The organism is Yinghuangia aomiensis (assembly GCF_039542225.1).
Taxonomy (GTDB): Bacteria; Actinomycetota; Actinomycetes; order Streptomycetales; family Streptomycetaceae; genus Yinghuangia; species Yinghuangia aomiensis.
In genome coordinates this window covers 115299-126599 of record NZ_BAABHS010000006.1, presented here as the reverse complement: position 1 = coordinate 126599, position 11301 = coordinate 115299, and the positions used below count along the sequence as shown (strand labels likewise).

At 71.9% G+C, this 11301-nt stretch carries 10 protein-coding genes and 1 pseudogene; 6 read left to right on the top strand and 5 right to left on the bottom strand.

Annotated elements, in window-relative coordinates; genetic code table 11:
• Positions 1–79 precede the first annotated feature (79 nt).
• The 4 genes from ABEA93_RS10050 to ABEA93_RS10035 all read left to right on the top strand — a co-directional run bounded on the left by ABEA93_RS10050 (position 80) and on the right by ABEA93_RS10035 (position 3529).
• Positions 80–526 carry an Lrp/AsnC family transcriptional regulator gene (locus tag ABEA93_RS10050; protein ID WP_345675031.1) on the top strand — a complete coding sequence of 149 codons (447 nt, stop codon included), beginning with the start codon at positions 80–82 and terminating at the stop codon, positions 524–526.
• A gap of 141 nt (positions 527–667) precedes the next feature.
• A complete protein-coding gene (locus ABEA93_RS10045) occupies positions 668–2050 on the top strand; it encodes a ferredoxin reductase family protein (protein ID WP_345675030.1) in 1383 nt (460 codons plus the stop codon).
• A gap of 62 nt (positions 2051–2112) precedes the next feature.
• A complete protein-coding gene (locus ABEA93_RS10040) occupies positions 2113–2625 on the top strand; it encodes an FMN-binding protein (RefSeq protein WP_345675029.1) in 513 nt (170 codons plus the stop codon).
• Positions 2626–2782: 157 nt separating this feature from the next.
• Positions 2783–3529, top strand: coding sequence for an FAD:protein FMN transferase (locus ABEA93_RS10035; RefSeq protein WP_345675232.1), 747 nt, complete (start codon positions 2783–2785; stop codon positions 3527–3529).
• A 24-nt stretch (positions 3530–3553) separates the two neighbouring features.
• Here the strand turns inward: ABEA93_RS10035 and ABEA93_RS10030 are convergent.
• Together ABEA93_RS10030 and ABEA93_RS10025 are read right to left on the bottom strand one after the other, a co-directional pair.
• Positions 3554–3721, bottom strand: a pseudogene (locus tag ABEA93_RS10030) (AMP-binding protein); the annotation flags it as partial.
• Positions 3722–3762: 41 nt separating this feature from the next.
• Positions 3763–5199 carry a recombinase family protein gene (locus ABEA93_RS10025; protein WP_345675028.1) on the bottom strand — a complete coding sequence of 479 codons (1437 nt, stop codon included), beginning with the start codon at positions 5197–5199 and terminating at the stop codon, positions 3763–3765.
• Between the two features lie 243 nt (positions 5200–5442).
• Here ABEA93_RS10025 and ABEA93_RS10020 point away from each other — a divergent pair, with 243 nt between their 5' ends.
• Complete coding sequence (locus tag ABEA93_RS10020) at positions 5443–5739, top strand: DUF1876 domain-containing protein (protein WP_345675027.1); 297 nt, start codon at positions 5443–5445, stop codon at positions 5737–5739.
• A 107-nt stretch (positions 5740–5846) separates the two neighbouring features.
• On the opposite strand, the gene ABEA93_RS10015 is transcribed toward ABEA93_RS10020, so the two are convergent.
• The 3 genes from ABEA93_RS10015 to ABEA93_RS10005 form a co-directional block, all read right to left on the bottom strand.
• The gene (locus ABEA93_RS10015; RefSeq protein ID WP_345675026.1) at positions 5847–8039 is read right to left on the bottom strand and encodes a (Fe-S)-binding protein; all 2193 of its coding nucleotides are present in this window, start codon (positions 8037–8039) and stop codon (positions 5847–5849) included.
• Between the two features lie 158 nt (positions 8040–8197).
• Complete coding sequence (locus ABEA93_RS10010; RefSeq protein ID WP_345675025.1) at positions 8198–9229, bottom strand: electron transfer flavoprotein subunit alpha/FixB family protein; 1032 nt, start codon at positions 9227–9229, stop codon at positions 8198–8200.
• 46 nt (positions 9230–9275) lie between these two features.
• Positions 9276–10088, bottom strand: a complete 813-nt coding sequence (locus tag ABEA93_RS10005; protein ID WP_345675024.1) for an electron transfer flavoprotein subunit beta/FixA family protein — start codon at positions 10086–10088, stop codon at positions 9276–9278.
• A gap of 264 nt (positions 10089–10352) precedes the next feature.
• On the opposite strand from ABEA93_RS10005, the gene ABEA93_RS10000 reads away from it, so the two are divergent.
• Positions 10353–11288 carry an MBL fold metallo-hydrolase gene (locus ABEA93_RS10000; protein ID WP_345675023.1) on the top strand — a complete coding sequence of 312 codons (936 nt, stop codon included), beginning with the start codon at positions 10353–10355 and terminating at the stop codon, positions 11286–11288.
• The last annotated feature ends 13 nt before the right edge of the window (positions 11289–11301 follow it).

Sequence of the window (11301 nt, the reverse complement as noted above, 5' to 3'; positions counted from 1 at the left end):
GACGCAAAGAGTTGACGGCCGGAGCCGGATCGGGGTGAATTGTTTGCGTCCCGCACCACGAAATCAGGGGTAGGAAACCATGGCTGAAGCCGACGTCGACGACACCGACCGCAAGCTGCTCCAGCTCCTGCGCGAGGACGGCCGGCGCACCTTCTCCGAGATGGCCGCGGACGTCGGCCTGTCCGTCGCCGCCGTCAAACGCCGCGTCGACCGGCTCCGCGCGATCGGCGTCATCACCGGCTTCACCGTGCAGATCGACCACGCCAAACTCGGCTGGGGCGTCGAGGCCTTCACCGAGCTCCGGTACGCGGGCAGCACCTCGGTCCAGGAGATCCTGCGCTCCACGACCGCCCTCAACGAGGTCCAGGCCGTGCACACCATCGCCGGCGACCCCGACGCGCTCATCCAGGTCCGGGTCCGCGACATCGCGCACCTCCAGCAGGTCATCGACACCCTGCGCCGCGGCGGCAACGTCACCGGGACCAAGACGCTCATGGTGCTGGGGTCGTGGACCCGGGACGCCTGACCGCGGCGCGGCCGGGCCCGCGGCGAACCTAAGAATCTCCTGGGAATCCTCCGGCAGCCCCCGCTTTTAAAGCCTTCTCCCAGACTCGGCGGCAACCATCGCCTGCGTCCGCAAGAAATCCCGACGGACCGCAGGAGCCCCATGAGTACCACCGTCCCCACCCGCACCGCACCCGGTGCGTCCGGCGCCGCCGCGCCCCGGCCTCCCGGTGCCTTCCTGGAACCCGGCGTACTGCTGGCCGCCGTCGCGGCCGGCGGCGCCGGGGTGCTCGCGCTGTGGTGGACCGGCACCGACGCCGTCGTCGGTGCGGACGGCTGGCTCACCGGCGCCGGGCGCATCACCGGGCTTCTGGCCGGCTACACATGCGCGATCCTCGTGCTGCTCATGGCCCGCGTCCCGGCGATCGACCGCGGCGCGGGCACCGACCGGCTCGCCCGCTGGCACGCCTACGCCGGACGCTGCGCGATCAGCCTCGTCCTCACGCACGCCCTCCTCATCACCTGGGGCTACGCGCTCACCACCCATACCGACGTGCTCACCCAGACCGGCACGCTCGTCGTCGACTACCCGGACATGATCCTGACGACGATCGGCTTCGGCCTCCTCGTCGCCACCGGCGTCGTCTCCGCGCGAGCCGCGCGCCGCCGCCTGCGGTACGAGACCTGGCACCTGCTGCACCTGGCCACCTACGCCGCGCTCTACCTCGCCTTCTGGCACCAACTCGCGCTCGGCAACGACTTTCTCGGCAACCGGGCCGCCCGCGTCGCCTGGTACGCGCTCTACGGCGGCGTCGCCGCGCTCGTCCTCTGGTACCGCGTCCTCGTCCCGCTCCGCACCGGCCTTCGCCACCGCCTCCGCATCGCCGCGGTACGCGAGGAAGCGCCCGGCATCGTGTCGCTCTACTTCACCGGCCCTCATATCGACGAACTGCAGGCACAGCCCGGCCAGTTCCTGCGCTGGAGGGTCCTTGCCCGAGGGCTGTGGCACAGCGCGCACCCGTACTCGCTGTCCGCGCCGCCGTCGAACGGCACGCTGCGCATCACCGTCCAAGCCGCGGGCCCGCACAGCACCGCCTTCGCGTCGCTGGCGCCGGGCACCCGCGTGTGGGCGGAAGGCCCCTACGGTGCGCTCACCGGACAGCATCAACGTTCCGGCAAGGTGCTGCTGATCGCGGGCGGCGTCGGCATCACGCCGCTGCGCGCGCTGCTGGAGACCCTGCCGGGCCGCATCACGCTGATCTACCGGGCGCGCACCGAGGCCGAGGTGGCGTTCCGCGGCGAGATCGACACGATCGCCGCCCGGCGCGGCGCCACCGTGCACTACGTGGTCGGCCGTCCCGAAGGGCAACCGGCGGGCAGTGCCTGGCCGTTCCACCCGGACCTGCTGACCCGCGCGCTGCCCGACCTGGCCGAGCACGACGTCTACGTGTGCGGACCCGACGGCATGGCCGAGGCCGCCATCGCCGCCATCCGCAAGACGGGTGTGCCGCGCTCCCGCATCCACCACGAGTCGTTCGCGCTGTGACCGACCCGCTTCGGCTCCGTCCCCGACACAGACAACCGCGCCCCGCAGCAAGGAGGCCCCGTATGCGCCGCGCCGCCCTCACCACTGTTTCGTCCGTGGCCGGAATCGTGCTGCTGCTGTCCCTCAAACCGCACAGCACCGCGCCGATCACCGCGGCGACCGACGACGGGCAATCGGGCTCGTCCGGGAACTCCTCGGCGGCTGCGCCGGATTCCGGGACCACGGGGAGCTCCGGAGGCTCGTCCGACTCCGGCGGCACGGGCACCGGATCGGGGACCACCACCGCCGCCGGGGCCCGCGACGGCACCTTCACCGGCAGCGCGATCAGCACCCGCTACGGCCCTGTCCAAGTCGCCGTCACCGTCGCCAACGGCCGCATCACCAACGTCGACGTCGTGCAGGTCCCCACCCGGGACCGCCGCGACCGCGAGATCAACGACTACGCGGTCCCGCAGCTCACCAGCGAAACCATGGACGCGCAGAGCACGGCGATCGACGCCGTGTCCGGCGCCACCTACACCAGCCAGGGATACATCCGGTCCCTGCAGAGCGCATTGGACCAAGCCCATGCGTGACATCACCGCCGCCGTCACCGCCTCACCCGCCGGCACCGCCGCCGGTCTGCCACTCGGCCTCGGCCTGGGGAACGGGCGAGCCGCGGCGGCCGGTGCCCGGCCCGCGGCCGCCGCGCCCGAGGCCGCCCGCGCCGGACTGCGGCATGCCGAACACGTCATGGGCACGGTGTTCTCGTTCGACGTGCGCGACACCCCGACCCCGGCGATCCGCGACGCCCTCGGGCGGTGCGCGGCCTGGCTGCACCGGGTCGACCGGGTGTTCTCGCCGTACCGCCCGGAAAGCCCGGTCAGCCGGCTGGCCCGCGGCGAACTCGGGCTCGCCGCGTGCCCGCCCGAGGTCGCCGAGGTCCTCGCCCGGTGCGCCGCCGCGGAACGCGTCACCGACGGCTGGTTCAGCAGCACGTACGGCGGCCGCCTCGACCCCAGCGGCCTGGTCAAGGGCTGGGCCGTCGACCACGCCTCCGACCTGCTGCACGCCGCCGGGGCGGGCAACACGTGCGTCAACGGCGGAGGCGACCTGCGCACCCGCGGCGAAGCCGGGCCCGGCCTGCCGTGGCGGATCGGCATCGCCGACCCCGCCCGGCCCGGCGCCCTGGCGGCCGTCGTCTCCGGTACCGACCTGGCCGTCGCCACCTCGGGCACGGCGGAACGCGGCACGCACATCCTCGACCCGCACACGCGCCTGCCCGTCCGTACCTGGGCGTCGGTGACGGTGGTCGGGACGCGGCTGGCCGAGACCGACGCATACGCCACCGCCGCCTTCGCGATGGGCGATGCCGCGCATGCCTGGCTCGACGGCCGCCCCGGCTACGCGGGCCTCACCGTCGCCGCCGACGGCACGACGTGGCAGACCGGCGGCTCGGACGACCTGATTCGCGTGCTGCCGCAATCGGACGCGGCCTGAACCCCCGCCGCCGAAACGCCGCCGTCACGCGTGCTTCGTGCGCGCCGCCGCGTCCAGGCCGAGCAGCCCGATGGCCGTCTCGCGCATCTCCACCTTGCGGATCTTGCCGGTCACCGTCATCGGGAACGCGTCGACCACGTGCACGTAGCGCGGGATCTTGAAGTGCGCGAGCTTGCCCGCGCAGTACCCGCGCAAATCCACATCGGATGCCGGGGCTCTGTTTTGTGCTCGGCCTACGCCTGCGCGCCGCTCTCTCGGGACCTGTCCGCATGCACCCAGTCAACGGACACGTGATCGTCGGCGGTCATCGTCCGTGAGTGCTTGCCCTTGGCCGGCTTCAGGATGACGATGACGAGGAACTGCACCCACGAACGTCTCACGTGCAGCGGTGCGACACCCCATCCCTCAAGGACTCCCGCGATGCCCGTGACGGGATCCATGGGAGGTAGACCGGTAACGCCAGTCAGCTTGGACTCGACATCGTTGAGCTTCGCGCTGAGTGCCTGGCTTCCTGCGGTCATCTGAGACAGGTTGATCGACCCGTCCGCGTAGGCCAGGGCCAGACCGTCGAGGCGTTCCCGAAGACTCTTCGCTTCAGCGTGCAAGTGGGCGATGCCGATGCCGTCACCCACTCCACTCGCGGCGATGATGTCCGAGAGCAGGTCAGGGAACACCATGCGCGCCAGCGCCGCACTCTCGGCCCGCTTGTCGGCAACATCCCGGGGGGTGCGTGTGTGGCTGTGGCGACAGCCGTAGACCATCGTCCCCCGATAGCCCCGGGCGCTGACCGTCTCGCCGCACTCAGCGCACACAGCGATGCCGGTGAGAAGCGTCGTCGCCATCCTGCCTGTTCTCGGACCGCCGCTGAACCTGTCGGGGTTGGACAGGATGGAGATCAGTCTGTAGTGCGTCGCTTCGTCGAGGATGGCAGGCCACTGCGCATCACCCATGACCTCGCCTCGGTAGGTGCGTTGGCCGATGTACCTCGGAGAGGTCAGTGCGTTCTTCACCCCGCGCAGGGTCCAGCCCTTCGCTCCTGCCGCGAGCGATCGTGGCGACAAACGACCGGCTTCATTCCACTTCCGGGCAACGGCCGACAGGGATTCGCCCGCGAGGATCATCGCGGCGCCTTCGCGGATGGCCCCGGCCTCGCCCGGAACGACCGTCACGTGATCCGCCCCGTAGCCAAACGGCCGGATGCCGGCCGTGTAGGGCTTCCCTGCCTTCGCCGCTTGCACGTTGGCGAGTGCCTGGCGCTCCGCCTTCTGCTCGCCTTCGTAGGTTGCCCACGCCGTGACAGTACGGGCGACGGCTCGACCGGCCGGCGTCGACAGATCCAGGTGTCCGGCGCGCACGGCATGAACGTTCACGCCGAGCGCGATCACTCGCTCAAGATCCTTGGTCACTCGGACGAGTCGGTCCGTGTGCCAGCACACGATTGCTTCCGGTCGGCTGGCCAACAACACTTCGAACCCGGGGCGCACCTTCGCCTTCGTGGCGCTGATGTCGTTGTCTGAGAACACCTTCGCCACCTCGAACCCGAGACGTGCGCAGAGGTCTCGACACTCCTTCTCTTGCCGTGCTAAGCCGAGCTCTTCGCCCGTGAGGTCCTTGGACACTCGGACATAGATGCAAGCCCGCACTCGGCTGCCCCCCTGGAGGTTCACCATGACAGGAGGCTAATCCAAAGGGGTGTCATTCAGGACAGTTGTAGAAGGGCACACGCGGGGCGTACGCATGGATGATGCCCACACAGGACGTCATCGACCAGGCCTTGACACGAGTGTCTTCCGCCGATTCCCCCGCGCGGCGCGGCCCCGGCGCGGACAGCCGCCGGGGAGCGCCCGGCGGCGCCGCCGGGCGCCCGGGGAGACACTGGGAGGTACCGGAACCACGGGAACGGAGGTACCGCGATGTCGGCTGCGAAGCACTGGACCGTGGACCTGTACCTGACCGAGAAGACCGCGACCGACGAGTACGACGGCGAAGCGGTGCGCACGCACGCCGAGGCCCGGCTGAGCACCGGCGACGACGAGGAGATGCGCGGCTGGGGCAACGCCCGCAAGCACCCGGCGGACCGCGACGTCCCGGAGATCGGCGACGAACTCGCCGCGGCCAGGGCGCTGTCCGACCTGGCGCACCGGCTGCTGCACGTCGCCGCCGCGGACATCGAAAGCTCGACGGGGCAGCGGGCGGCGCCGCGGTCGTAGGGCCGGGTCGGCCCCGGACGGCGCGCACCCGCCACGCGGACGATGCCGCGCTGCCGGTGCACGCGTGTGCCGATTTCGGTGACGGAGTGCGGTGACGGGGTGCGGCGTCAGCCCGCGGCGTCCGCGGCCGGGGAGGCCTTCGGCGCCGCCGGTGCCTCGGCCGGTTCGGCCGACTCGGGTTCGCGGACGCGGATCGACCGCAGCAGCACCTGCGAGACGTCGGTGACCTGGACCGCCTCGTCGGCCTTGCCCTCCTGCTTGCGGGTGGCGACGCCGTCGGTGAGCATCACGATGCAGTACGGGCATGCGGCGGTCACCAAATCCGGTTTCGTGCCCAGGGCTTCGTCGGTGCGGGTCTCGTTGATGCGGGTGCCGATGGTCTCTTCCATCCACATCCGCGCACCGCCCGCGCCGCAGCAGAACGAGCGCTCCTTGCTGCGCGGCATCTCGGTCAGCCGCACGCCCGGCACGCTGCCGAGGATCTCGCGCGGCGGGCTGAAGACCCGGTTGTGGCGGCCGAGGTAGCACGGGTCGTGGTAGGTGACCGCGGCGTCCACCGGCGTGGTCGGGACGAGCTTGCCGGCCGCGACCAGCTCGGCCAGCAATTCGGTGTGGTGGATGACCTGGTAGTTGCCGCCGAGCTGCGGGTACTCGTTGCTCAGCGTGTTGAAGCAGTGCGCGCAGGTCACGACGATCTTGCGGGCGCTCGCGTCGCGGTCGCCGAACGCCCGGTCGAGCGTCTCGACGTTCTTCTGCGCCAGTTCGTGGAACAGCATCTCCTGGCCCATGCGCCGGGCCGCGTCGCCGGTGCACGACTCCGACTTGCCGAGCACCGCGAACTCGACGCCCGCCGCGTGCAGGAGTTCGGCGACGGCGCGGCTGGTCTTCTTCGCGTTGTCGTCGAGCGAACCGGCGCAGCCGACCCAGAACAAGTACTCGACGTCCTCCGGGAATTCGCCCTTCGGGAGGACGCGGACCTCGAACGGCAGGCCCTTGGCCCACTCCAGCCGGGCCTTGCCGCCGCGCCCCCACGGGTCGCCGGAGCGCTCCAGGTTGCGCAGCATCGAACCGGCTTCCTTCGGGAACGCCGACTCCATGAGCACCTGGTAGCGGCGCATGTCGACGATGTGGTCGACGTGCTCGATGTCCACCGGGCACTGTTCGACACACGCGCCGCAGGTCACGCACGACCACAGCACGTCGGGGTCGATCACGCCGCCTTGGTCCTGGGTACCTACCAGCGGCCGGGCTGCCTCGGCGGCGTCCGCGGCGGGCAGGGCCTCGCGGGCTTTGTCGTCGGCGGCCAGCAGGTAGGGGGCCTTCGCGAGGGCGTGGTCGCGCAGCGCCATGATCAGCAGTTTCGGGCTGAGCGGCTTGCCGGTGTTCCATGCCGGGCACTGCGACTGGCAGCGGCCGCACTCGGTGCACGTCGCGAAGTCGAGCAGGCCCTTCCAGGTGAAGTCCTCGACGGCGCCGCGGCCGATCTTGTCGTCCTCGTCGGGGTCCTCGAAGTCGACCGCCTTGCCGCCGGAGTAGACCGGGAGCAGCGTGCCCAGCGCGCGCGGGCGGCGGGAGAACAGCACGTTGAGCGGGGCCAGGAAGATGTGCAGGTGCTTGGAGTGCACGACCAGCACGAGGAAGCCCAGGACGACGGCGAGCGTGCCGAGCAGGCCCGCGGTCTCGAGCGCGTCGTTGGCGCTCCCGCCGGCCGGTTCCAGCCAGTCGGCGACCGCCTGCGACGCGAACGCGCCGTGCTCGAAGGGGAAGTTGCCGGTGTTGATCTGCGCGGCCCGGCACAGCAGCAGCGTCCACATGACGTTGAAGATCATGAAGAGGACCACCCACGCGGCGGCGGTGTGGGAGCCGAAGAACCGCGACTTGCGGCCTTCCCGCGCGGGGGATTGCACCAGCCGGATGGCCGAGAAGGCGACCAGGCCGACCAGCACCGCGACGATGAAGGTGTCCTCCAGTGCGCCGAGCCACGTCATGGTGCCGATCAGCGGGATGTGGAAGTCCCGGTCGAACAAAGCCCCGTAGCCTTCGACGATCGTCGCGCCGAGGATGACGAAGCCCCAGAAGACCGCGAAGTGCGCCGCGCCCGCCCCTGTCCACTTCAGCAGCTTGCGCTGCCCGAAGACCTCGGTGGCGACGGCCCATAGCCGGGTTCCGACGTTGCGCGTGCGGTCCGGCTCCACTGGCTGGCCGCTTGCGCCCAACCGGTAGAGGGTGAACACGCGCCGGCCGGCGAGCGCGAACGCCGCCGCCGTCAACGCCAGACCGATGACGAGTCGTACAACCACGTGCGCCTCCGCGAAGGGTTGGGGGTGGTACGTGCTCCGTTCTCGGGGCCGGGCGCCGGATGCGCCCGGCGGATCCGGGCCGCGCTGTTCCTCGGGGGTGCCTCTGCGTTGCCGTGTGTTCCTCGGGTCTGCTTGCGTCCCTGCCGTCGGCGGGACAGTCAGGGCGTGGGGCCGCCGCGTTCCGCGGCGCGCTGCCGGGCGATCGCGGCCAGCAGGGCGGGCAGCACGTCGTGCAGGTCGCCGACCACGCCCACGTCGGCGATCCGGAAGATCGGCGCGTCCGGATCGGTGTCGATGGCCACGATCGTGGCCGCGTGGTGCATGCCCGCCCGGTGGTGCACCGACCCGGAGATGCCGCACGCCAGATACAGCCGCGGATGCACCACGGCGCCGGTCTGCCCGATCAGCGCGTCCTGCGGGCACCAGCCGCGGTCCGCCGCGGTGTGCGTGCCGCCGACCGCGCCGCCGAGCGCGTCCGCGACCTTCTCGATCAGCGTGAAGCCCTCCGCCGACCCGACGCCGCGTCCGCCCGCGACCACCACCGACGCACCCGCGACACCCGGCCGCCGGTCCGCCTTCGGCCGGCGCGCCAGGCGCCGAACGCGCCGTGAGGACTCCGCGACGGACACGAACATCCGCTCCACGACCGGGTCGACCGGGTCGGGTTCGGCCTCGCCGGCCCCGGTGTCCACGGCGATCACCGGCGTCCCGCCGCGCACCGCCGACTCCACCCGGTACGTCCCGCCGCACACTTCCTGTACGGCCACCGGCCCGTCGGGGCCCGGCCGTACGTCCACCGCGCCGGTCACGATGCCGCCGCCCAACCGCACCGCGAGCCGCGCCGCGACCTCGCGGCCCAGCCGGCCCGACGGCACCAGGACGGCGGACGCGTCCATCTGCCACGCCAGTTCGGTCAACGCCTCCAACGCCACGGCGGACTGCGCCGCGGTGTCCTTGCCGTCCGGATCGGCGGGCTCCGCCACGCAGATGCGTGCGGCACCGAACCGGGCCAAGGCGTCCACGCCGTAAGCCGCGACCGGATGGCACACCACCGCCACCGGATCGCCCAGGCGGCGCGCCAACGTCAGCAAACGGAACGCCGACGCGCGCACGGCACCGTCCGCACCACCGGCGGCGGAAGCGCCGCCGTCCCTTTCCGCACCTTCTACGAGCACGAGCACAGGTCGCACAGGGCCTCCCGCGCAAGGCCGGACACCCCCGGCCGATCGGAACCGATCAGATCAACTGGTGCTCCGTGAGATGCCGCGCGAGCCGGGCCGCCGCGGCGTCCGGTTCGCCGTCCACCAGCAGCGCGGGCCGCCGCGCCGCATGCGGGGCCACCCGGCGCACCGGACTCGCCGACGCCGCCAGCCCCACCTCGTCCGCCGGGATCCGCAGATTCGCCAGCGACCACGTGCGCACGGTCTTCTGCCGCGCCTCCACGATCGCCTGGAACGCCGGATAGCGCGGCTCGCCGACCCGGTCCGTCACCGACACCACGGCCGGCATCGGCACCGCGAAGTCCTCGACGTGGTCGCCGTCTTCGCGGCGCGCCACGATCACGTCGCCGTCCGCCCAACCGGGATCCGCCCACACGCCGTCCGCCTCGCACACCGACGGGACGCCGAGCCGCTCCGCGACCATCGCGGGGACCACCGACATGCCCGAATCGGTGGACGCCACCCCGCAGATCACCAGATCGAAACCACACCGGGCGAGTGCCGCGGCCAGCACCCGGGAGGTCGCCTGCGCGTCGGAACCGTGCAGCGCCTCGTCCACGATGTGCACACCCTCGTCGGCACCGAGCGCGAGCGCCCGGGTGAGCGTGCGGATCGCCTCCGGCGGTCCCATCGTGACCGCGGTGATCTGCACGTCCAGGCGGCGCCGGGCGATCCGCATCGCCTGTTCGACCGCGTACTCGTCCGCCTCGCTGAGCCGGCCCGTCAACTGCGCCCGGTCCACGGTCATGTCCGCCGCGAACACCGCTGCGCTGGAAGGGCGATCGACGATCTCGTCGGGCACGTGCTTGACCAGGACCACAAGCTTCACCGGGCTCGCCTCCGCTCGCCTGCGGATCGTGCTGCCGACGGCGAGTGTAGGGGGATCGATCGCGAACGGACAGAGCCAACGCCGAGCAGCCGCGGGCACTTTCCCCGCCACCCGCACCGGCCCGCGGCCCGCCGCAGGCAAAGTGACACGTTGTCAGTCCGGTTCTTGAAACCGCGGCCCACCCGGGGAAAGCTGCCGCGCGTAACACTGCGCACGTCGCGCGGCCGCGGTGCCGCGGACGCCTATCGAGGGGGACACGCCCACATGAGCGGACTGGTGCGACGGCGCCTGAGCGCGCACGTCTACGCGGCCGAGCAGACCCGCCCCGGCATGGGCATGTCCAACTCCGGCCTGATCACCGCAGGCGGCGGCCTCGTCGTCGACACCCTCTTCGACCTCGCCCTGACCCGCGACCTGGCCAAGCTCTACGCCGACGTCCATCCCGCGTCCCCGCGCCGCATCGTCAACACCCACCACAACGGCGACCACTGCTGGGGCAACCAGCTCTTCCCCGGCGCCGAGATCATCGCGCACCGCGGCTGCGCCGACCGGTTCAGCGCCACCGCTCCGGCCCACCTCGACGCGATACGCCGCATGACCGACCCGCCCGAACACCTGCGCGACCTGCACGAGGAACTCGCGCCGTTCGATTTCACCGGCGTCGAACTCGCCCCGCCCACCACGGTCGTCGACGGCGACACCGTCCTCGACCTGGACGGCATCCGCGTCGACCTCATCTACGCCGGACCCGCGCACACCGAAGGCGACCTCGCCGTCCACGTGCCCGACGAAGGCGTGGCACTCCTGGGCGACTTGCTCTTCCACGGCTGCGCACCCGTCGGCTGGGAAGGCTCGACCGCGCAGTGGATCGCCGCACTGCGCCGGATCGAGGCGCTGGAGCCGGAGCACGTCGTGCCCGGACACGGGCCGGTCTGCGGCGTGGAGGGCGTGCGGGTGCAGCGCGAATACCTGGAAGACGTCCAAGCCCTGGCGCGCGAGGCCTGGGCCGCGGGGAAGCCCGTGCTCGACTGCTGCCGCGGTCTGGAGCGCGGGCCCTACGCCGCGTGGGACGAGCCGTGGCGTGCGGCCGCCAACGTGCACCGGGTGTACCGCGAGTGCGAGGGCGCCGCGTGGGACGCTCCGTACGACACCGCCGCCGTGCTGCGCGACACCCGGGCGCTGCGCGCGCTGTGGTCCTGACGCCGCCGGGGTG

What these genes read in the sequence shown, in the direction of transcription:
- ABEA93_RS10050 (WP_345675031.1), top strand. Translation starts at nt 80, where the DNA reads ATGGCTGAAGCCGACGTCGACGACACCGACCGCAAGCTGCTCCAGCTC.
- ABEA93_RS10045 (WP_345675030.1), top strand. Translation starts at nt 668, where the DNA reads ATGAGTACCACCGTCCCCACCCGCACCGCACCCGGTGCGTCCGGCGCC.
- ABEA93_RS10040 (WP_345675029.1), top strand. Translation starts at nt 2,113, where the DNA reads ATGCGCCGCGCCGCCCTCACCACTGTTTCGTCCGTGGCCGGAATCGTG.
- ABEA93_RS10035 (WP_345675232.1), top strand. Translation starts at nt 2,783, where the DNA reads ATGGGCACGGTGTTCTCGTTCGACGTGCGCGACACCCCGACCCCGGCG.
- ABEA93_RS10025 (WP_345675028.1), bottom strand. Translation starts at nt 5,199, where the DNA reads ATGGTGAACCTCCAGGGGGGCAGCCGAGTGCGGGCTTGCATCTATGTC.
- ABEA93_RS10020 (WP_345675027.1), top strand. Translation starts at nt 5,443, where the DNA reads ATGTCGGCTGCGAAGCACTGGACCGTGGACCTGTACCTGACCGAGAAG.
- ABEA93_RS10000 (WP_345675023.1), top strand. Translation starts at nt 10,353, where the DNA reads ATGAGCGGACTGGTGCGACGGCGCCTGAGCGCGCACGTCTACGCGGCC.